The sequence below is a fragment of the Arthrobacter sp. genome, assembly GCF_031179385.1.
In the GTDB taxonomy this organism is placed as follows: domain Bacteria; phylum Actinomycetota; class Actinomycetes; order Actinomycetales; family Micrococcaceae; genus Arthrobacter_D.
The window spans coordinates 21150-42799 of the sequence record NZ_JAPSHV010000009.1 but is presented as its reverse complement, the minus strand read 5'-3'; the positions used below and the strand labels follow the sequence as shown (position 1 = coordinate 42799).

At 61.8% G+C, this 21650-nt stretch carries 19 protein-coding genes and 1 tRNA gene; 13 read left to right on the top strand and 7 right to left on the bottom strand.

Annotation, left to right across the window (positions count from 1 at the left end; genetic code table 11):
• The first annotated feature begins 162 nt into the window (after nt 1-162).
• Nucleotides 163-516 (top strand): DUF5997 family protein, encoded by a 354-nt coding sequence (locus RIF85_RS03210; protein WP_375164822.1) that lies wholly within the window; start codon nt 163-165, stop codon nt 514-516.
• A gap of 3 nt (nt 517-519) precedes the next feature.
• On the opposite strand, the gene RIF85_RS03205 is transcribed toward RIF85_RS03210, so the two are convergent.
• A complete protein-coding gene (locus RIF85_RS03205) occupies nt 520-1221 on the bottom strand; it encodes an SOS response-associated peptidase (protein ID WP_309070464.1) in 702 nt (233 codons plus the stop codon).
• A gap of 80 nt (nt 1222-1301) precedes the next feature.
• Here RIF85_RS03205 and RIF85_RS03200 point away from each other — a divergent pair, with 80 nt between their 5' ends.
• The 3 genes from RIF85_RS03200 to RIF85_RS03190 are packed head-to-tail and all read left to right on the top strand — an operon-like array spanning nt 1302 to nt 7132.
• Nucleotides 1302-2090: a hypothetical protein gene (locus RIF85_RS03200; protein ID WP_309070463.1), complete on the top strand. Its 789-nt coding sequence runs from the start codon at nt 1302-1304 to the stop codon at nt 2088-2090.
• A complete protein-coding gene (locus tag RIF85_RS03195) occupies nt 2087-3688 on the top strand; it encodes a DNA polymerase Y family protein (RefSeq protein ID WP_309070462.1) in 1602 nt (533 codons plus the stop codon). Before RIF85_RS03200 ends, RIF85_RS03195 begins: the two co-directional genes overlap by 4 nt.
• A gap of 39 nt (nt 3689-3727) precedes the next feature.
• The gene (locus RIF85_RS03190) at nt 3728-7132 is read left to right on the top strand and encodes an error-prone DNA polymerase (protein WP_309070461.1); all 3405 of its coding nucleotides are present in this window, start codon (nt 3728-3730) and stop codon (nt 7130-7132) included.
• Between the two features lie 98 nt (nt 7133-7230).
• Here RIF85_RS03190 and RIF85_RS03185 read toward each other — a convergent pair.
• Nucleotides 7231-7316, bottom strand: a tRNA-Leu gene (locus RIF85_RS03185).
• Between the two features lie 276 nt (nt 7317-7592).
• On the opposite strand from RIF85_RS03185, the gene RIF85_RS03180 reads away from it, so the two are divergent.
• From RIF85_RS03180 to pknB, 7 genes are read left to right on the top strand one after another with little or no spacing between them, the layout of a single operon-like run.
• Entirely contained in the window at nt 7593-8321 is a 729-nt protein-coding gene (locus tag RIF85_RS03180) for a DUF3662 and FHA domain-containing protein (protein ID WP_309070460.1), read from the top strand.
• Nucleotides 8318-8794: an FHA domain-containing protein gene (locus RIF85_RS03175; RefSeq protein ID WP_309070459.1), complete on the top strand. Its 477-nt coding sequence runs from the start codon at nt 8318-8320 to the stop codon at nt 8792-8794. The genes RIF85_RS03180 and RIF85_RS03175 overlap by 4 nt, the downstream gene beginning before the upstream one ends.
• Before the next feature lie 4 nt (nt 8795-8798).
• On the top strand, nt 8799-10358 hold the full coding sequence (locus tag RIF85_RS03170) for a protein phosphatase 2C domain-containing protein (RefSeq protein ID WP_309070458.1): 1560 nt from the start codon (nt 8799-8801) through the stop codon (nt 10356-10358).
• On the top strand, nt 10355-11767 hold the full coding sequence (locus RIF85_RS03165; protein ID WP_309070457.1) for an FtsW/RodA/SpoVE family cell cycle protein: 1413 nt from the start codon (nt 10355-10357) through the stop codon (nt 11765-11767). The genes RIF85_RS03170 and RIF85_RS03165 overlap by 4 nt, the downstream gene beginning before the upstream one ends.
• Nucleotides 11764-13206 carry a penicillin-binding protein 2 gene (locus tag RIF85_RS03160; RefSeq protein WP_309070456.1) on the top strand — a complete coding sequence of 481 codons (1443 nt, stop codon included), beginning with the start codon at nt 11764-11766 and terminating at the stop codon, nt 13204-13206. Before RIF85_RS03165 ends, RIF85_RS03160 begins: the two co-directional genes overlap by 4 nt.
• Nucleotides 13203-14951: a protein kinase gene (locus RIF85_RS03155; protein WP_309070455.1), complete on the top strand. Its 1749-nt coding sequence runs from the start codon at nt 13203-13205 to the stop codon at nt 14949-14951. The genes RIF85_RS03160 and RIF85_RS03155 overlap by 4 nt, the downstream gene beginning before the upstream one ends.
• 21 nt (nt 14952-14972) lie before the next feature.
• Nucleotides 14973-16877: a Stk1 family PASTA domain-containing Ser/Thr kinase gene (gene pknB / locus RIF85_RS03150; protein WP_309070454.1), complete on the top strand. Its 1905-nt coding sequence runs from the start codon at nt 14973-14975 to the stop codon at nt 16875-16877.
• Between the two features lie 19 nt (nt 16878-16896).
• On the opposite strand, the gene RIF85_RS03145 is transcribed toward pknB, so the two are convergent.
• The 3 genes from RIF85_RS03145 to RIF85_RS03135 are packed head-to-tail and all read right to left on the bottom strand — an operon-like array spanning nt 16897 to nt 18472.
• The gene (locus tag RIF85_RS03145) at nt 16897-17550 is read right to left on the bottom strand and encodes a gamma-glutamyl-gamma-aminobutyrate hydrolase family protein (protein WP_309070453.1); all 654 of its coding nucleotides are present in this window, start codon (nt 17548-17550) and stop codon (nt 16897-16899) included.
• A gap of 2 nt (nt 17551-17552) precedes the next feature.
• The gene (locus RIF85_RS03140; protein WP_309070452.1) at nt 17553-17711 is read right to left on the bottom strand and encodes a hypothetical protein; all 159 of its coding nucleotides are present in this window, start codon (nt 17709-17711) and stop codon (nt 17553-17555) included.
• Nucleotides 17711-18472 (bottom strand): class E sortase, encoded by a 762-nt coding sequence (locus RIF85_RS03135; protein WP_309070475.1) that lies wholly within the window; start codon nt 18470-18472, stop codon nt 17711-17713. Before RIF85_RS03135 ends, RIF85_RS03140 begins: the two co-directional genes overlap by 1 nt.
• A gap of 241 nt (nt 18473-18713) precedes the next feature.
• Between RIF85_RS03135 and RIF85_RS03130 the strand changes: the two genes are divergently transcribed.
• Nucleotides 18714-18959, top strand: coding sequence for a cell division protein CrgA (locus tag RIF85_RS03130; protein ID WP_309070451.1), 246 nt, complete (start codon nt 18714-18716; stop codon nt 18957-18959).
• Between the two features lie 304 nt (nt 18960-19263).
• Here the strand turns inward: RIF85_RS03130 and RIF85_RS03125 are convergent, their stop codons facing one another.
• Entirely contained in the window at nt 19264-19833 is a 570-nt protein-coding gene (locus tag RIF85_RS03125; RefSeq protein WP_375164820.1) for a rhomboid family intramembrane serine protease, read from the bottom strand.
• Nucleotides 19834-20136: 303 nt separating this feature from the next.
• The gene (locus RIF85_RS03120; RefSeq protein WP_309070449.1) at nt 20137-20679 is read right to left on the bottom strand and encodes a peptidylprolyl isomerase; all 543 of its coding nucleotides are present in this window, start codon (nt 20677-20679) and stop codon (nt 20137-20139) included.
• Nucleotides 20680-20832: 153 nt separating this feature from the next.
• Between RIF85_RS03120 and RIF85_RS03115 the strand changes: the two genes are divergently transcribed.
• Nucleotides 20833-21639, top strand: a complete 807-nt coding sequence (locus RIF85_RS03115; RefSeq protein WP_309070448.1) for a hypothetical protein — start codon at nt 20833-20835, stop codon at nt 21637-21639.
• Nucleotides 21640-21650: the final 11 nt, after the last annotated feature.

Sequence of the window (21650 nt, the reverse complement as noted above, 5' to 3'; positions counted from 1 at the left end):
GACAAAGCCGATGTTCAGGACGGAGGGCTGGAACGCGGGCACGTCCTCACAGTAACGCAGTCAGCTATACCGCGTTCCTGGCTTCCACCCCTCGCTACGCTCGGCGCGGGGCCCTCGCCCAGTACGCTTAGGAGAATGACCCCACCGAAGTCCCCGCAGACCATGAAGCCGGCTACAGCCGCGAAGAAACTTGGCATCTACCTGCCCGCAACGCCACAGGAATTCCAGGACAACGACATCACCCGCGGCGGCTTCAACGAGCTTCAGGAGAACCCGCCCGAATGGCTCGCGGAGCTGCGCCGTAACGGTCCGCATCCCCGTCCCGTGGTGGCGCACAAGCTTGGCGTCTCGATCAGCGGCCTTGCCCGCGGTGGGATCACAGACCCGCTGACGACGGCGGAAATCACCGCGCTGCTGCAGTCGCCGCCCGACTGGCTGGTGGCCGAACGCTCCACAATGGCTCGGGTGCGTGCGGAGGAAAAGCGCGCCAAGGAAGCACGGCGCGCGAAGGACTAGCTCCTAGGCCGGATTCAGCGGTTCGATCAGGAGAGGGCTGTCGTCCCGGACCGGCCGAACCTCATGGAACTGTAGCCGTTCGGCAACGGGAGTGGAGGCGGCAACCGCTTCATCTGCCAGTTCCTGTGTCCCCTTGGTGGCTGGGTTCAGCCACTCGTTCCAGAACTCACGGGGAAGCGTCACCGGTGTGCGGTCATGGATTTCCGCCACTCCACCTACTGCTTCGCGCGTCAGGATGGTTGAGGAAAGAACCCACCGGTTGGGGTGGTCATCCGGCAGTTCACGATTACGCCACCATGCATACAGACCCGCGAAGACCACCGGCTCGCCGGGTAAGTGAATGTAGAACGGGATTTTGGTTTTGCCTTCGGTTCGCCACTCGTAGTATCCACTGGCCGGAATAAGGGCCCGGCGGCTCTCAAGGGAAGGTTTGAAAGTGGGTTTGCTTCCCACTGTCTCGGCTCTGGCGTTGAAGGTGGGTCCCTTGGTTTTCAATTCCTTCGAGAACGACGGCGTCAGCCACCATCGCGCTGCTTCCATCCGCCGGGTGACCTTGTCATCCTTGAGGGATTCCAGCACCACACGAATGGGATCGGTGGGACTGATATTCCACGACGGTTCGGGGAGGTTTTCACCCACTGCATCGACGTCGAAAAGATCCACCAGGTCCTTGTTTGAGCCTGCCACCACAAAGCGTCCACACATGGTGACAGGCTACTCTGTAGGGCCTATCCACAGGGCAACGGGTCAATTGACTTAATCGAACACGCGTTCGAATATTAAGTGTGAGTTCATCAGCAGCAGCCGTGGTTCAGGCGGCACCCACGGGTCAGTCCCCGCAGGGTGCACGCCGGGTGCTTTCTGCTGTGGATCACTCTGCTGATAAAGCCCGGCTCAAGGCGGAACTGCAATCCAAAATCAACGGCATGCAGAGCAGTCGGCCCTCTTCCCGGCGGTTGCCCACCGTGCCGGTGCTGGCAGGGGTCCTTCCGGGTGGCGGCCTGCAGGCAGGTTCAGCGTATTCGGTGACCAACTCCACCACTCTCGCCATGGCTTTGTTAGCCGGGCCCTCAGGCGCCGGAGCCTGGTGCAGTGTCATTGGCATGCCTACTTTCAGTGTGGAAGCCGCTGCAGGTTTCGGCATCGCACTGGACAGGCTGGTTTTGGTACCTCACCCCGGTGATCAATGGCTCACAGTGACTGCAGCAATGGTGGATGTCGTGTCGATTGTCCTGACCTGTGCACCAAAACACGTCGCTCCGTCCGATGCTTCACGCCTCATGGCCCGCCTGCGTCAGCGAGGGGCTGCGCTGGTGACCATGGGCCCCTGGCCGCACAGTGATGCCACACTGAGCGTGACCGGAAGCGATTGGCAGGGCCTGGGTGCGGGTACCGGACACCTTCGCAGCCGCAGGATGAGAATTACTGCGCGTGCTGCCACCGGCCGTGCCCGCACAGCAGACCTGTGGCTTCCCGGTCTTCAGCGCGGGCCGTGGTCAACATCCACGGCAGCCCCCGCTCAGGCAGAACCCGGACAACAGGAATTTTCCTACCGGTCAGCCCGCGCCTCATGAATCCCACTTCCTTGGGTGAACCCGTACCCGCTTCCCCTACCTCTACCCGCACCATGGTTCTCTGGTGTCCTGACTGGCCCATTACCGCGGCGCTCAGGGAATACCTCCTGCCTGCGGAACATCCCGTGGCATTAATCGAGAAGGGCGAGGTCTTCGCCTGCTCGCCCGCTGCCCGGGAACAGGGCGTCAAACGAGGACTCCGCCTGCGGGAAGCCCAGGCCCGGTGCACCACCCTCACTGTTCTTCCCTATGATCCAGCTCTTGATGCAAGAAGTTTTGAACCCGTAATTGCCGCTGTCGAGGAAATCATGCCCGGGGTGCAGGTCCTCCGTCCCGGACTATGTGCCCTCCATGCCAAGGGTCCCGCCAGGTATTACGGCAGCGAGGAGCATGCTTCAGCTGTGCTGCTCAAAGCCCTCGCCTCCATTGGTCTCACTGCAACCAGGGTTGGAGTAGCAGACAGTCCTTTTGCTGCTGAGCATGCAGCCCGGGCAACCGAGTTCCTGGATGATCCGGGGACGGATCCCGCGTGGATCATTCCACCCGGAGAGTCCGCATCCTTTCTCAGCAGCTTCCCTCTGGAAGTTCTGGAGGAACCGGCACTCGCGGTGGTCCTACGCCGGTTGGGAATACGGACCCTGGGCGATTTCGCTGCTCTTACCCGCGCCGATGTGCGGAACCGGTTTGGGGCGGAAGGCGCACTGGCCCACCTTAAGGCAAGCGGTCTTGACCACCACAGTGTGGTGGAAAGAAAACCACCGGCGGAACTCGACGTCGTCGTTCACTGTGAACCGCCGCTGGCACGCATCGATGAACTGACGTTCACCCTGCGCCTGTCCGCTGAGGAGTTCGTGAACCGGCTACGTGAGGCGGGGTTGGTGTGCACCGTTCTGGTAGTGCGGCTCCACTCGGAATCCGGTGAGGAATCAGCCCGCCTCTGGCGTCATCCACGGTGGTTCGACGCCGACGATGTCCTTGACCGGGTCCGGTGGCAGCTCCAGGGTAGCGGGAATGTAGAACATGGACTGAGCTCAGGGATCAGCAGGGTCGAACTTTCACCCGAGACCGTCGAGGACCTTAGTGACCATGCGGATGGCCTATGGGGAACGGGACCCGATGAGAATATCCATCACGGTCTTGCCAGGGTGCAGAGCATGCTGGGGCATGGTGCGGTGCTGACCGCCATGGTTGCCGGTGGACGAATGCTCACCGACCGGCAGGTTTTCATTCCCTGGGGAGATCCCCCATCGGAAGCGGCGGCGAAAAGTCGGGATCTCCCGTGGCCCGGCCAGCTTCCCGGCCCTGCTCCTGCCACCGTTTTTGATGAGCCTCGTCCCGTTGAAGTTCTAGATGGGACTGGTAGTGCTGTGGATGTTGATGAGCGCGGCCTGCTGACAGCTGCTCCTGCCGTATTGGTCGCGATGCCTCCCCGACAATCCGTCATTTCCTCCTGGGCCGGGCCTTGGCCTATCGTCGAGCGCTGGTGGGATTCGAACGGCCGAGCCCTCAACCGGTTTCAGGTGGTGGATGAATCCGGAACAGCCTGGCTGCTGCTTCTTGAGGATCACCGCTGGTGGGCGGAGGCAAGCTATGACTGAGTCGCAAGGATCCGTACCCTTACGGCTGGGGGAGCCCTGATGGGTTTCAATAATCCCCCTATTTCCTGGTCGGAGTTCGAACGAACCCTTTCCGACCGCCGCCGCCCCGGTTCCCCTCCCTTGGGAGCAGACGGGGGTGATAGCCCTGCGTGGTCACTTAAACGGCATCCATATTCGCCGCCGGAGGAACCCGAGCCTGTAGCGGCGGGTCCCGTGGTGCCCTACGCCGAGCTGCATGCACACTCAAACTTCAGTTTCCTTGACGGCGCAGCTAGCCCCGAGCAGCTCGTTGAGGAAGCCCACCGCCTGCGACTCCATGGGCTGGCGCTGACCGATCATGACGGCCTCTACGGTGTGGTGCACCTCGCTGAAGCGGCGGAGAAACACCCCGGGCTATCCACGGTCTACGGCACCGAGCTATCACTGGAACTGAGCAAACCCCAGAATGGGGAACCAGATCCGGAAGGTCGGCATCTGCTCGTTCTGGCCCGCGGCGCTGAAGGCTACCATCGGCTGGCCGCGGCGATCACCGAAGCACAGCTGAAACCGGAGGCAGAGAAGGGAAAGCCCCGGTACAACCTTTCCGAACTCGCCGGCAGGGCAGATAACAATTGGATGATCCTGACGGGTTGCCGTAAAGGATCCGTTCGGCACGCGCTCCTCAATGGAAGCGTCGAGGATGCGGAACAGGAAACCCGGCTCCTGGTGGACCTGTTCGGCGCGGGTAATGTCGCCGTCGAACTCTACGACCACGGCAACCCACTGGACAGTGCGCACAATGACGCCCTTTGGGATATAGCTTCCCGGCTTAGATTGCCTGTCGTCGCCACCAACAATGTGCATTTTGCGGTGCCGGAACAGCACCGGCTTGCTACCGCCGTCGCCGCCGTCCGCGCACGCAGGTCACTTGATGACATGAATGGGTGGCTGCCGGCGTCGGGCTCTGCCCACCTTCGTAGCGGCGCGGAAATGGCCGCCCGCTTCGCCGCCTACCCGGGAGCGGTGGCGCGGACGGTGGATCTTGCCGATGACCTTTCGTTCCGGCTCAGCAGCGTCAAGCCAGGATTGCCCAAACTGAACCTGCCGGAAGGCCACACCCAGATGAGCTGGCTGAGGAAACTTGTCTGGGAAGGGGCCGCGAAGTTTTACGCCGGCCGCACCGATGTTCACGAGCGCATTGAGAAGGAACTGCGCGTTATTGAAGAGAAGGACTTCCCGGGCTATTTCCTGATCGTGCACGACCTGGTCCAGTTTGCCCGCGGGCGGGGAATTCTCTGCCAGGGCCGCGGCTCGGCGGCGAATTCAGCTGTGTGCTACCTCCTGGAGATCACAGCGGTGGATTCCATCCTGTATGACCTCCCGTTCGAACGTTTCCTTTCCAGCTTGCGGGATGAGGAACCGGACATCGACGTTGACTTCGACTCCGACCGCCGCGAGGAGGTCATCCAGTACGTCTATAACAAGTACGGCCGGTTCAATGCGGCACAGGTCGCCAATGTCATCACGTACAGGCCCAAGTTCGCGGTCCGCGACATGGCCAAAGCACTCGGACACAGCCCCGGGCAGCAGGACGCGTGGTCCAAACAGGTGGAGCGCTGGGGCGCTCTGGTGTCCAGCGATGACCATGACATTCCACAGCCGGTGGTGGAGCTGGCACAGGGCGTGCTGAAGTTCCCCCGCCACATGGGGATTCACTCCGGAGGCATGGTGCTCACTGACCGCCCTATCGGCGAGGTCTGTCCCATTGAGCATGGGCGCATGGACGGGCGCACCGTCCTGCAGTGGGACAAGGATGACTGCGCCTGGATGGGTTTGGTGAAGTTCGACCTGTTGGGGCTCGGCATCATGGCTGCCATTCAGTACAACTTCGACCTGGTCAAAAAACACTTCGGTGAGGCATGGACACTGCACACCCTGCCGCGGGAAGAGCAGGGTGTGTACGACCAGCTGTGCTTCGCGGATTCCATCGGAGTGTTCCAGGTGGAAAGCCGCGCCCAGATGGGGATGCTGCCGCGGCTGCAACCCCGGCGCTTCTACGACCTGGTGATCGAAGTTGCACTGGTTCGCCCCGGTCCCATTCAGGGCGGCGCAGTTCACCCTTACATCAAGCGGAAACTGGGCGAGGAGGAAGAGAGCTATCTCCATCCCAAGCTGATACCGGTTCTGAAACGCACACTCGGCGTGCCGCTCTTCCAGGAACAGCTCATGCAAATGGCGATGGTGGTCGGCAACTGCTCGGGTGCCGACGCAGACCAGCTGCGTCGCGCGATGGGTTCCAAACGTGGGCTTGAGCGGATCGACTCCCTGAAGGAGAAGTTGTACGAGGGTATGAAGTCCAATGGGATCACCGGGGAGGTTGCCGACTCCGTGTATCGGAAGATCCAGGCGTTCGCCAACTTCGGGTTCGCAGAGAGCCACTCAATCAGCTTCGCTCTGCTGGTCTACGCCAGCGCCTGGCTAAGGCTTCACTATCCGGGGGCTTTCCTGGCCTCCCTCCTCCGGGCGCAACCGATGGGCTTCTACTCTCCCCAGACCCTGGTGGCCGATGCCCGCCGGCACGGCGTCACGGTACTTCGTCCGGACATTCTGCTCTCCGGAACCCATGCGGATCTTGAACATGACTCCACCGGCACGGGGACCACAGGCACGGACGAGTGCCTTGCGTTTCATCAACCTCCCGTAGGTAAGTTCGATCGCTCTGTTCCCTTTGATTCAACTGCCCATCGCCGGGACGGAAACTATGCAGTTCGGCTGGGGCTGGACAGCGTCCAGTCAATCGGCAAGAAGCTTGCGCAAGCCATCGTCGAGGAGCGCGAAGCCAACGGCCCGTTCAAGAATATGGGCGACCTGGCACGCCGAACCGAGCTGAACTCCAACCAGCTTGAAGCATTGGCAGCAGCCGGAGCTTTTGACTCAATGGGGCTCTCCCAGCGGGAGGCTCTCTGGCATGCCGGACCAGCCTCCACCGAACGCGAAGGCCAGATCAACGGCACCACGGTGTACATTCAGCCGCCCCTGTTTCCGGATCTAACGGACGTCGACCGCGTTGCAGCGGACCTGTGGTCCACCGGAATCACCACAGATGACCACCCGGTGCGCCACGTCCGGCCCACATTACGACGCCGGGGAGCACTGACAGCCGCGGACCTCCTTTCCGCGGAGTCCGGTCGGCGGGTTGAGGTTGGTGGGGTTGTCACACACCGCCAGCGCCCTGCCACGGCCAGCGGCATCACCTTCATGAACCTTGAAGACGAAACCGGTCTGGTGAATGTCATCTGCTCGGTGGGGGTGTGGCAACGGTATCGGCGGATCGCCCGGGAGGCCAGCAGCGTGCTCGTTCGGGGTGTGCTGGAACGGTCAAACGAAGGAGTCGTGAACCTGGTCGCCGACAAGTTCGAGGTCCTACGGCTCAAAGCCACAACCAAGTCCCGGGACTTTCGCTGACTTGCGTTGAGGCGCCCGACTGGCAACCGCCGCTACCCAGGATGGGCCACCGAAGAGGACAAAGAAAATGCCCCGACCTGAGGCCGGGGCATTCACTCTGGTGCGCGAGGGGGGATTTGAACCCCCACACCCTTTCGGATACTGGCACCTGAAGCCAGCGCGTCTGCCGTTCCGCCACTCGCGCATATTGAGCAAGGACCGTTACAAGAATCCTTCGAATCAGCAGAAACAAGCATAACGGAGCCGTGCCGAAACACCTAAACGTGTGAGCTGCGGCACCCACCGCAACTTTGCAGCCGAACAAAACGTTGAATGTTATCGACGGGCAGGATGCCCGGTTAAGGCCATTTAGGGGACGTCCCAGTAGTATCGAAACAAGACAGCAGCCGCCCGGCTCGCCTCCGCGCGCTTTCGTGCGAGCGCATTCGGGCAATCAAAAACGCAGGTGAGGAGGTAGAACATGGGCATTTTGGATAACGTCGAGCGCGGACTCGAAAAGATGGTCCGTGGTGCCTTCTCCACCGGTTCGCGCTCACAGGTACAACCCGTCGAAATTGCCAGTGCACTCCGCCGGGAGTTGGACAACAAGTCGTTGACGCTTGCCCAGGGACGCACCCTTGCACCGAATGTTTTCACCGCGCGTCTGTCGGATCCCGACTTCGCACTAGCCCAGGAATGGGGAGCGCCGCTGGCCGAGGAACTGTGTGACGTCGTCATCAAGCACGTCAACAGCCAGCATTACACCCTGCACGGCCCGGTCCGCGTTTCATTCACCCGCGACTCGAACCTGAAGCCCGGGGTGTTTGAAATTGATTCCGCCACCGAGAAGCAGTCATCCCAGCGCCCGGCCGCTCCCAATGCGCCCCGACGTCAGCCCACGCGCTACCAGCCGGTGCTTGAACTCGACGGTCAACGTTATTCCCTACACGCCGGATCGATACTGCTCGGCCGCTCGTCAGAGGCGGACATCCTGATCGATGACACTGGCGTGTCCCGACGCCACCTCGAGATCCACACCGACCAGGGACAGTCGCGCGCGGTGGACCTGGGCTCGACGAACGGCAGCTACGTGAACGGCCAGCGGGTTCAGGGCGAGGCTGAGCTGACTGACGGGTCCGTGATCACCATGGGCCGCACACGCATGACTTTCCGACTTGTTCCCGTGCAGAACGGTGGCCGCCAAGCATGAGTGATTTGACCGTAACGCTGTTGAGATACGGCTTTCTCCTGCTGATCTGGATTCTCGTGCTTAGCGTCGTCAGCGCGCTCCGTCGCGACCTCGTCGTCGGTCTCCGCAACCGGACCGGCGCCCCTTCGGCCCGGGAAGCGCGCAAAAACCCGGAACTTGTTGACGAGCCTCCCGCCAAGGCACAGGCACGACGCCTCGTTGTCACGGAAGGTCCCCTGAGGGGCACCTCCCTGGACCTGACCTCCAGCCCCATCCTCCTTGGTCGCGCACAAGAAGCGACCCTCGTCCTGGAGGACGACTATGCCTCCGGCCGCCACGCCCGACTGTTCCCGCAAGGCAGCCGGTGGTTCATAGAAGATTTGGGATCAACAAACGGGACTTACCTCGCCGGGAACCAACTGACCCGCGCGCTGCCGGTAGAACCCGGAGTACCAGTTCGGATCGGTAAGACGGTCATTGAATTGAGGCCATAGACCCATGGCCCTGGTTTTTCGTTTCGCGGCCCGCTCGGATGTGGGAAAGGTCCGCGCCAAGAATGACGACTCCGCCTATGCTGGGCGCTACCTGGCGGTAGTTGCCGACGGCATGGGCGGTCACGCGGGCGGGAACATTGCTTCAGCGTCAACGGTCCTTGATCTCGTGCACCTTGACCGCAAGGATTACGACGACGACGCCGGCACCCACCTGGCGGACGAAATTCAGACTGCCAACTCCCTCCTGTCCGAACTGGTGAGCACCAACCCACAGTTGGCAGGCATGGGAACTACAGTCACCGCGATGCTCCTGAACGGTGAGCAGATCTCGTTTGCCCACATCGGCGATTCCCGTGCCTACCGCCTGAAGGACGACGTCTTCGAGCAGGTCAGCGTCGACCACACCTTTGTGCAACGGCTCATCGATGAGGGCCGGCTCAAGCCGGAGGAAGCGGACATCCACCCGCACAAGAACGTCCTGATGCGAGTTCTCGGAGACGTCGATGCCAGTCCGGAACTGGATCTGACAACCTTCGACGCAACACCCGGTGAACGATGGCTCCTCTGCTCGGACGGGCTGAATGCCGTGCTGAGCGACGCCGCGATCGAACGGGTGGTGAGGGAGACAAAGGACCTGACCGCCTGCGTCACTACCCTCGTCGACCTCACCCTTGCTGGAGGTTCTCCGGATAACGTGACCGTTGTCGTCGTCGATGTGGACACGGCCACCGACGACGATCTCCGTGCCGCTGCCCTGACTGCCATACCGCCCGCTCGGGAAGCTGCGGGAGAAAAAGACACTGCCGCCTCTCCAGTTGAGAAAGAAGCCCCTGGAGCCGCGATCAGGGCGGACGTCATCCGGGAAGACCTCTCCTCCCGACCCCACACGCTCGTTGGCTCAGCGGCACTCGCGACCGAGACCGGACAAATCCCGATCGTTACGCAACGATCCACCGAACGGCGCGCGGCGATGATGCTGACGCACAAGGCTGCCCCTGCAGAGACGACCGACGACGACACTGCAGACGAGGAACCCGCACCGCGTCGCCGCCGATGGCTGCTGCCGGCCGCCCTGGCGCTGATGGCGCTGATCCTCGCCGCGGTTCTCGCCCTGGGGTACATGTGGACCCAAACGCGGTATTACGTCGCAGCCGCCGATAACAAGGTAGTCATCTATAACGGAGTTGCGCAGACTCTGGGACCGATACCCCTCAGCCACGTCGACCAGACAACTGACATCCCGGTCTCAAGCCTTCCCGAGTTCCAGCGCAACCGTCTGGAGAACACTCTTGCGGCGAGTGATCTGCAGCATGCCCAAGAGATCGTCGCGGACCTCCGCGAGTCATTGCGCGCGCTTCCCTGCCCTCCTGCGAGCGAACCCAGTCCTTCCCCAAGTCCCTCGCCGACTAGCTCAGCATCGCCTGCGACGGCCTCTCCGTCACCCTCGCCCTCACCGAGCGCGCGCGCGTCTGCTACGGCGAGTGCTGAGCCAAGCGCCAGCTCGTCCGCGAGCGCAGAAGCCGATTCAGGGGAACCTGCCCTGTGCGGAGGGAGAATCGAATGAGTGACGTCCTGACAATTCCCAAATCGCGGCGGAATGTCGAAGCTCTCCTATTGTTGGTGGCCCTCACCGTTGCCATCGGAGCCAACTGGCTTGTCGGCCTCGACAAAGAGAATCCATTCGACTCCGCCTTTTGGTCCCAAGGAGGGACGCTGGCGGCGCTTGCGCTGATCTTCCACGTGGTTCTGCGCTTCCGGGCTAAATATGCCGACCCAGTAATGCTTCCAATCGTCATCGCGCTGAACGGAATCGGGCTGGCGATGATTTACCGCCTGGATCTCGCTCTGCCGGCCGACTCTCGGGCGGTGGCGCCCAGCCAGTTCCTGTGGACCACAGTGGCGATGGCCGTATCGATTGCCACGCTCCTGGTGATTCGTGACCATCGCATCCTGCGCCGGTTCACCTACATCTCCCTGATCGTGAGCGCCGGTCTACTGTTGCTCCCTCTGACACCCCTGGGAGTGGAGATCAATGGTGCCCGCATCTGGATAAACGTTGGGGTCGGGACATTCCAGCCAGGAGAGATTGCGAAGATTACGCTTGCTATATTCTTTGCCGGGTATCTTTCGACCAACCGCGACCTGATCCTGCTTGCGGGCAAGAAACTGGGTCCGCTGCAGCTTCCCCGATTCCGGGACCTTGCGCCTATGGTCGCCGCTTGGCTGGTGAGCATAGGTGTCCTGATTTTCCAGCGCGACCTCGGCTCGTCCATCCTGTTCTTCGGCCTATTCATGGCCATGATCTACGTCGCCACGTCCCGGGTCAGCTGGGTGCTGATCGGCCTGGCAATGATCGCGGTCGGCGGATTCGTAGCGCTCCAACTCTTCAGCCACGTAGCGCTACGCATCGACAGCTGGATCAACGCCTTCGAACCCGAGGTCTTCAATCGAAACCCGGGCGGTAGCGGCCAAGTCATTCAGGGCCTGTTCGGGCTCGCGAATGGCGGGCTCGCAGGCACCGGACTCGGTCAGGGCAGGCCAGACCTGGTGACATACGCGAACAGCGACATGATCATCGCCGCGCTCGGTGAGGAACTGGGTCTGATCGGTCTGTTCGCGATTGTGCTGCTTTACGTCCTACTCATCTCGCGCGGTTTCCGGGCCGCGCTCGGAACACGAGATGGTTTCGGAAAGCTTCTCGCCTGCGGCCTGTCATTCACCATCGCGCTGCAGTGCTTCGTCGTCATCGGCGGAGTGACCCGGCTTATTCCACTCACCGGCCTCACAACTCCTTTCATGTCAGCCGGCGGTTCGTCCCTTCTGGCGAACTGGATCATCGTCGCCCTGCTCCTTCTCATTTCCGAGACAGCTCGTCGACCGGCAGTCAAGGGACCGATTCGCGAGACATTCCCGGAAGGCAAAGAACACCGTAATTCGCCGGTAACGGATAACACCAGGGAGGTCAGCGCATGAACCAGGCCATTCGACGCTCGTGGATCGTAGCCATCAGCATGTTCGCGCTGGTCCTCGGATCACTTACCTACGTTCAGTTCTTCCAGGCCAGCGCCCTGGAGAACAACGATTGGAACACCCGGACGATTCTTCAGGACTACGGCAAGAACCGCGGCGCGATCCTCGTCGATGGTCGCCCTATCGCCGAATCGGTGCCCTCCGACGACCAGTTCAATTACCAGCGCACGTACAACCAACCGGAAATGTACGCGCACCTGACGGGATTCTTCTCGCTCGTCAATGGCTCCACCCAGTTGGAGAACGTCATGAATGAGGAACTGTCCGGCAGTAGCGACGACCTCTTCATTGATCAGATGGTGCGGCTCTTCTCGGGTGCCGAAGCACAGGGAGCCTCTGTCGAGCTGACCATCGACCCGCAGATACAGCAGCTGGCGTGGGAGATGATTCCGGAGGGCCAGACCGGATCGATCGTGGTGCTGGAGCCGGCAACGGGAAACGTTCTCGCGATGGTATCCAAGCCGTCCTACGATCCGAACCTTCTTGCTGCACATGACACCTCCTTGGTCGTCGAAAATATCGACCAACTCTCGCAGGTTCCCGGGCTGTCCATCTACTTCAACCCGGCCACCCAGTCGCTGGTTGCTCCAGGTTCTGTCTTCAAGCTGGTCGTTGCGGCAGCGGCTCTCGAGTCCGGGCAGTTCGATGCGGAATCGACCATCCCGAATCCTCCGGTCCTTCCTCTTCCGGGAACCGACGTTGGACTCCCCAACTTCACAACCGGCGGGTGCGCTGCCCGGGATACCGCGGACCTCCGATTCGCACTTGAACAGTCCTGCAACACGCCCTTCGCCCAGATTGCATGGGAACTTGGCGAGGAAACCGTCCTGGAACAAGCGCAGGCCTTCGGATTCGGTGAATCTTTCACGATGCCGGTCGACGTGGCCAGCAGTCAGTTCCCAACCGAATTGGACGACGCACAGTTGGCTCAGTCTGCCATTGGCCAGTTCAGTGTGGCGGTCACGCCGCTACAGATGGCAATGGTCAGTGCAGCGATCGCGAACGACGGCGTTCTCATGAAGCCCAATCTGGTGAAGGCCGTCCGCGCTCCGGATCTTTCCATCATCAACGAACCGGAGCCTGAGGTTTATCGGGAATCGCTCAGCGCTGAGAACGCGGACCAAATCACCGAGTGGATGGTCAACGTGGTTGAGAACGGGACGGCGCGGAATGCCGCCGTCCCCGGCGTACAGGTAGCCGGCAAGACCGGCACCGCCGAAGTAGCCGAGCAGGGCGACAATGCCTGGTTCACCGGCTTCGCGCCGGCCGATAACCCCGAAGTAGTGGTTTCCATCGTTATGCAGGACGTCGACATCGCGACGGGTGCCCAGCTAACAAGTCCAAACGCTAAGAGACTCATAGAGGCGGTGTTGAATAGGTGAGACCTACTTCAGGTATCACATTAGGCGGCAGGTTCCAGCTAACTGATCGCATCGCCATCGGAGGCATGGGTGAGGTTTGGAAAGCGCGCGACCAGGTACTGGGTCGCATTGTCGCCATCAAAATTCTGAAAGAGGAATACACGGGAGACCCCGGCTTCCTCAATCGGTTCCGCGCCGAAGCCCGCCACACCGCTCTGCTGAACCACGAGGGTATTGCAAACGTCTTCGACTATGGCGAAGAAGGCGGGTCCGCCTACCTGGTGATGGAACTCGTCCCGGGGCAGCCCCTGTCCACGATCATTGAGCGCGAGCAGGTTCTTGCGCCGGATCGTGCCCTTTCGATCATTGGACAGACCGCCACAGCACTCAGCGTCGCGCACCGGCAGGGGCTGGTGCACCGGGATGTCAAACCTGGAAACCTCCTGATCATGCCCGACGGCCGAGTGAAAATTACTGACTTCGGTATCGCGCGGCTCGCTGATCAAGTGCCTCTGACCGCCACGGGCCAGGTAATGGGTACGGCCCAGTACCTGGCCCCCGAACAGGCCACCGGCCAGCCTGCCACCGGTTCCAGTGATATCTATGCTCTTGGCGTCATCGGATATGAGTTGCTGGCCGGCCGCCGTCCGTTCTCCGGCGAGTCGCAAATTGCCATTGCCCTCGCACAGGTCAATGACGCTCCACCTGATCTCCCGGAGAGCATTCCCCACCCGGTCCGCGCGCTCATCGCCAGCATGCTGGCGAAGGACCCGGCTGATCGTCCCGCCAATGCCGAAGCCCTTGCCGAAGCGGTCGATGCCATCCGACGCAATGACATTCGTGCAGCAGAGGCCGCCGTGCCCGGCATGTTGCTGTTCACTGATTCGACCGGCCCGCTGACCACCCCCGTGCCGGCGCCGACCAGCGCCACCCGCGTTGTGCCCGCCCCGACCACCTCGGCGCTGCCCACCGTTGCCGGCGTGGGAGCAGGTGCCGGAGCGGTCGCCGCTTCACGTGAATGGAGCGAGGAAGACGACATTGACCAGGAGATCCCGCGTGAGGAGGAATCACGGGGGCGCAGTCCGTGGCTGATCGCACTCGTCGTCCTGCTTGTCCTCGCGGCGCTTGCGGCGGCTGCGTTTCTTCTGACGCCGCTGCTCACCGCCGACGACGACGAACCCTCCGCCGCGCCGAGCACTTCGTCGTCGCCATCTCCGTCGGAAACGGAAAGTGAAAGCCCGACGCCGGAGGAAACCACGCCCGAGCCGACAACCCCTGAACCGACGACGCCGGAGGCCATCATCATCGATGCGGCCGCCTACCAGGGACGTCCCATCGAACAGGTTGTGGCCGAGCTGAATCAACTTGGATTCTCCGTCAATCAGCAACCCGAAACCACAGATGAGTTCGAACCAGGCATCGTGCTGTCGCTGAATCCCGTGGGTCCGCTTCCACCGGGTTCTCAAATCACCGTCACCTTCGCCGAGGCACCTGACACCGTGACGATTCCAGCCGGGCTGGAAGGCGCGACCGAGGAACAGTTGCAGCAAACCCTCGCTGATCTGGGATTGAGCGCTGTGCGTTCCAGCACTGAACCTTCGGATGAAGCCGCCGGCACCGTCCTGTCGGTAGATCCGGCGGAGGGCACCGAGGTAGAACCCGGCAGCACCGTACGCTACGTTGTCTCATCCGGCCCGGATGAGACTGAAGCGCCGCCGGCGATTGGTCCCGGCCAGACCCCGCCGCCGAACCAGGATCAGCCTTAGGGACATGTGAAGGGGCACCAGGTGAGCAGCGAGAGAATCCTTAACCGGCGTTACGAAGTGGGTGAACTGATCGGCCGTGGCGGTATGGCCGACGTTCACCTCGGGCGCGACGTCCGGCTCGGGCGCACGGTCGCGATCAAGATGCTGCGGCAGGACCTGGCCCGGGACCCGCTGTTCCAGTCGCGTTTCCGGCGTGAAGCTCAGGCAGTCGCCGGATTGAATCATCCAACCATCGTCTCCGTGTATGACACCGGGGAGGAGGAGATCGACGGCCAACATCACGACGACGTCCGCGTTCCCTTCATCGTGATGGAGTACGTTGCCGGACGGACTCTGCGCGACCTTCTCAAAGCCGGTGACCTGACACCGGAGACGTCCGTCGACTACCTCCTGGGAGTGCTCTCGGCCCTGGAGTACAGCCACCGCGCGGGAATTGTCCACAGGGACATCAAGCCTGCCAATGTGATGATTACCCCGGAGGGCCAGGTAAAGGTCATGGACTTCGGCATCGCACGCGCGATTGCCGATTCCGCGGCCACCATGACACAGACTCAGGCAGTGATCGGCACTGCGCAGTACCTCTCCCCGGAACAGGCACGCGGGGAGACCGTCGACGCCCGTAGCGACCTGTATTCCGCGGGTTGCCTTTTGTACGAACTGCTCACCGGAAGACCGCCCTTCATTGGCGACAGCCCTGTTTCGGTTGCCTACCAGCACGTCAGGGAGAAGCCCACTCCTGCCCGGGAAATCAACGGAAGCATCCCGCCGGCAATCGAAGCCGTGCTGCACATTGCGCTTGAGAAAGACCGAGCACATCGCTTCCAAACCGCAGCCGATTTCCGATCGGCGTTGCTTGATGCGCGCAAGGGCATTCGGCCCGGTGCACAAGCCGCTCCGACTGAAGCAATGGCCGCGGTCGCGCCACGCGCGGACGACGACGACGCCCCACAGACAAGGGCCCTGGCGAAGGTGCCGGCGGGCGGCAGCATCGCAGCGGATTCCCTGGCAGTGAACGAAGAAACCGGCTCGCTCCCGGCGGCTCATGCGGCGCAGAGTCGTCATGACGCCGATGATCGGCGGCGCTCGCGGCGTCGAGGCTGGATTGCAGTGTTGCTCGTGCTGCTGGCTCTGCTGCTGACTGCCGGCGGCGTTGCTTACTTCGGAATCCTCAATGCCCAACCGGAAGAGCCGGTACTCACGTCAGTGCCGGATGTTGATTCCATGACCGAAACCGATGCGAGTAACGCGCTTACCGCTGTGGGCCTGCGCCCGCAGGTCGAACAGACCTTTCACGATGAGGTCGAATCCGGCCTTGCAATCGGCACCGACCCCAGCGCGGGCAGTGAAGTGGAACCTGATTCGCTGGTGACGCTGCAGATATCCAAGGGCCCTGCCAACCGAACCATCCCGGAAGAGATCTTCCAGATGACGGAGTCCTCCGCCAGGGACGCGCTCGAGTCGGTCGGTCTGCGCGGGGGGAGTGTCAGCGAAACCAATAGCGCCACGGTTCCGGTCGGTCGGGTCATCGCAACCGAGCCGGCACTGGGTTCTTCGGTCCCTGCCGACTCGGAAGTGAACCTGGTGCTCTCCACTGGCCAGGTGACGGTTCCGCGAGTCGTCGGTCTCACGAGAGATGAAGCCGTGGCTATTCTCGAAGATCCCACCCGGGCGCTGGTGCCGCGCATCGAAGAGGAGCCGAACGCCGTCGTCGAGCCTGGCCTTGTAGTGCGGCAGGAACCGGACGAGAACACCAACGTCGCACCGGGCAGTGAGGTAGTGATCTACGTAGCCGTTGAGCCTCCCGCCGAAGAGCCTGCGGCACCTGCCGCTCCCACCACCGCTGCGCCGCCTCCCCCTGAGGAGGAAGAAGAACCCGGGAACCAGGGACGCGGGCGTGGTCAGGGGCAGGGGAATAACGACCCGTAAAATGCGGACTCCGGAAGGGTCAGGATCCGACCTGCTGGTGAATAAGCGGGCTCAGGGTAGCTGACCGCTCCGCCGCGCCGGCGAGACCAGTCTGCTCAAGCCAGTTGCCCAGCATCCTATAGCCACCCTCGGTCAGCACGGACTCCGGGTGGAATTGCACGCCGCACAGGGGAGCGGAGCGGTGCTCCAGACCCATGATGACCCCGCTGGCCGTTTGCGCTGTGACACGCAGTTCACCGGGGACGTCACCGACCGCGGCCAGCGAGTGATAGCGGGTCGCCGTAAGGGGGGAGTTCAGCCCCTGGAAGACATTGGTCGAATCGTGCTCAACCAGGGACGTCTTGCCGTGCATCAGTTCCGGCGCGTGCGTAACCGAACCACCGTACGCTTCGGCGAGTGCCTGATGACCCAGGCAGACCCCGAGCATCGGCTTGTTGTTCTCACCGCACCACTTGATCAGGTCAATACAAACACCGGCTTCTGCCGGAGCGCCCGGCCCGGGAGAAATCAGCACGCCGTCGCGCACTTCCGCCAGGGCGATCGCCTCCTCAAGGGTGACGTCGTCATTCCGTACAACCGTTGTTTCCGCGCCGAGCTCCTGCAGGTAGCCGACAAGGGTGTACACAAAGCTGTCGTAATTATCCACAACCAGGATGCGGGTGGGGCTGTTCATGATCAGGAACCAATCGTTGAATCTGTCAGTGGGCTGAACTGGGAGAGCCAGGGGAATACCCAATTCACAAGTGCCGTCAGGGCCGCGGCGAAAAGCAGGATGGACCAGATGACCCGCAGCCAGAGCGGACCGGGGAGGTGGCGGAAGATGAAGGCGTACATCAGGCGGCTCCTTCGGCAATTTTAGCGACTTGTGCCGCGATCTCTGTCGGCGGTCCTGCGTCCAGGGACTGGAAGGTCTCCATCACCGCATAGGCGATGATCCTTTCCTCTGCACCGAAGCGGGGGTTGCAGCTCGTGAGAGTGAGAACCCGTTCTGCAGGCTCATTCTCCGGTCGGGTGGGTACGGGCGCAAGCACATCAACGCGGTCAGGCAGCACGATCTGCGTGTTCCGATAGATGTAGGTGTAGTAACCGTCCTGCGTCTGGACATAAATCCGGTCGCCCGGGACCAGAGTGTGGATGTTGTCCAGCACCGCCCCGTTCGTCTGCCTGTGGCCGGCCAGCGCGAAGTTGCCAACGACGCCCGGCATACCTGTTTCCGGGTAGTGTCCGAGACCGAGATTGTCGAGAACCGCCGTCGTTACGCCGCTGGTTATCGGCCGGGTGAAATTGTCCCCGAAACGCGGAATGTAGATGACCGCAAACGTCTCACCCTGCGCTCGACCATCCATCACCGGCACCTGCTCAGGTGCCACGGGTTCCTGCCCCTGGGCTGGCTCCGGACGAGTGCTTCCCTCACCGAGGTCTGAGAAGAATTGCTCTACCGCTTGATCCTGCTTTGCATTGGATTCGACGTTGGTCCACCACAGTTGCCAAGCCACGAAAAGCAGAAGGACCACACCTGCGGTAATGAGAAGCTCACCGAAGACCTGGGCTGCGATGTGAAGGAATCCACGACGCCGGTGCCGGTCCGCGGGCATGCGATGGGAACGGTCACGGAGGGTCACCGCGATACCGCCGCCGAGGTTGCTCAAACCTTCTCCCTGCTTACGGATCTGCTGCCGGGCGTTGTGGCCTCGGTTCATTAGCTAGAATGGGCAGCTAGAACGGTGCCGATGACAATAGCCTCATTTCAGGATAACCGGTGTCATCGTCGCTTTCCGAGCCTGTATGACCGCAAACACAGTGGTTGGGTTAGCAGCCCACCGTCTAGGAGGATCCGTGCCCGAGTCGAAGTCCCGCAAGAAGCAGGTCGAGTCACAGACGCGTGCCGCTGCGGAGCCGAAGCCGAACCCTGTCTGGTTCAAGCCGGTGATGTTCGGGCTGATGATTCTCGGCCTGCTGTGGATTCTGGTGTACTACATCTCCGAAGGACGGTTCCCGATCCCCGAGATTGCGTCCTGGAACATCCTCATCGGCTTCGGAATTGCGATTGTCGGGTTCCTGATGACGACGCGCTGGCGGTAGCACCCAGGGAGACGAGACCCACAGGAGGCGCCCTCTAAGGGCGCCTCTTTGCGTTTAACTGCCCGCTCTTCGTACTGGCTAGTCACATCGGTACGCGCACGCGTGGGACATCCTGGCAACCTCCATGGCGAATGGAACTCGTCCGCTGGGTAATACACACGTTGTGCACCGAGTTTTCCACAGCTGTGCGTAACTTCGACTCCACGCTCAGTGTTTTTCGTGTGAATTCGGGAGTCTGCTTATCCACACCTGTGGAATTACATGTGTGTAAGTTTTCCCCGATGTGGATAAGCCCTGTGGAAAACTAGAACGGCGAGGCCACCAGATTGGCTCCTACAACGGTCAATGCAACCAGCACGAGTGTCAGGCCGGTCAGACCGGCCCACTGAATCAGGGAACGCCTAGGACTGCGCGGCGTGTAGGCGATGATGGCTGCGGCGGCGCCTCCTGCGAGAAGACCACCCAGGTGGGCCTGCCAGGAAATGCCTGGCACCACAAAACCTAAAACGGTGTTGATTGCTATCAACACGACCAACTGCCGGACGTCACCACCGCGTCGCCGCTGCACGATCAGCATGGCGCCGAACAGCCCAAAGACGGCTCCTGAGGCCCCTACAACGCCTTGGAGAGGGTTGGTGAGCAGAAGCACTGCAACCGAGCCGCCGAACGCTGCGATCAAGTACAGGGCGAGAAATCTGGCTCTGCCCAACAGCGGTTCCAGGGCCTGTCCCATAATCCACAAGGCGTACATGTTGAAACCGATATGAAGCAGGAATCCCGTGGAGTGCAGGAAGGCAGCCGTGACCATGCGCCACGGCTCCGGCGATACAAATTCCGAGGTGTAGATGCCCGCGTACGCGAGCGCATCGGTCACCCCTGGTAGCGCCATTTGGGCCACGAAGAGCGCCACACAGGCGCCGATGATCGAGAACGTGACGAGGGGGCGTCCTTGCCGGACGGTTCCGCCGAAGAGTGTCCTGGAAACCGGAGCGTTTCGCTGCGCCTCCCGAACGCAGTCAACGCACTGGATCCCGACGGCCGCCGGACGCTGACACTCCGGGCAGGCAGGCCTGCCGCACCGTTGGCACCGCACATAGCTCACCCTGTCGGGGTGACGTGGGCATACGGGAACGTCCTGGTCCGGCTGGTCCGCCGGGAGTCCATAGGTCATGCGGTGTTAGACCTGCTCAATGGTGATGCTGCTGATGACGACGTCTTCGAGCGGTCGGTCACGACCGTCGGTGGGGATGGCGTTGAGCTGATCGACGACGGCTCGTGACGCTTCATCTTTCACCTCACCGAAGATGGTGTGCTTGCCCTGCAGCCACGTGGTGGGAACCGAGGTGATGAAGAACTGCGAGCCGTTGGTACCACGTCCACCCTGAATTCCAGCGTTGGCCATCGCCAATTTGTAAGGAGTGGTGAAGTCGAGATCGGGGTTGATCTCGTCATCGAACTGGTAGCCCGGGCCACCGATTCCCTGGCCCAGCGGATCGCCGCCCTGAATCATGAAGTCCTGGATAACACGGTGAAAGACTGTCCCGTTGTACAGGGGGGCGTTGGTCTCCTCACCCGTCGCCGGGTGAGTCCAGGTGATGTCACCGGTGGCAAGCCCAACAAAGTTCTTGACGGTCTTCGGCGCATGGTTGCCGTAAAGCTCTACCTTGATGTCACCGAGGCTGGTATGGATAGTTGCGTGTGCAGTAGCGATTGCTGTCATGGGCTCCATTGTTCCACGCAGGGCTAGCGGTTTAGCTGGAAGTACCGCGTTCCGCGCACAGTGAAAATGCTGTGAAATGAATGAGCGGATAGCACGTAACTCCAGATAACACGTAGGCTGACTAAGAACAGTCACTATCCCTGGGAGGTAGTTGTGAAGAAATCCGAACACGTTGTCCGAACGCTCGAGAACAACGTTCTGATGGGCGTCGGCACGGCACGGGATTGGGCCGCTCCGCGTGTGGATGCAGCCAGGGTCTGGGTTGCTCCACGCATCGAGCGAGGGATTGAAACCGCCGCACCGAAGATTCAGCAGGGCGTGAACCGGGCGGCACAGAGCCTGAATGAGGGCATCGCGGTCGTTACACCTCGGATCCAGGAGAGCCTGGATCGTGTAGGGCCGCGCTTCAACCAGATCGTCGACGGAACCGGTCCACGAATCCAGGAGACTCTGGATCGTGCCACCCCTGCAATCAATCAGGCACGTGACCGCGTAGTCACCGAGTACATCCCGGCCGTCTCGTACCGCCTGGGGGATGTTGCGGACTCTGCGTCCCGCTCTCTTGCCGCTGCAACCGTCCCGGCAGGTGTGGCGGGTGTGGTCACCAGGGTTACCGGTGACAAGAAGGCCGTGAAGAAGTATCAGAAGGCCGCCGTCGTTGCAGCTCAGCGTGCAGCGAAGGACCTCCGGCGCAGCAAGAAGAGTCAAGGCAACAAGGGCTGGTTGATCGTCGGCATCATCGCCGCTGCTGTGACAGCCGGCATCGCCGTCTGGCGTGCTTCACAGCCGGTGGAAGACCCGTGGAAGACGCCGGCCCCGGTTGAACCGAAACCAGTGGCCGACGTCGCTCACAATGACGAAGCGAAACAAGCGGTCGTCGACATGAAGGAAGCCGCTGATCGCGCCGCGGAGAAGTCAAACGACGACGACGCGGGCGCACCGAAGGGACCTGCTGTCTAGGTCGCACCGAC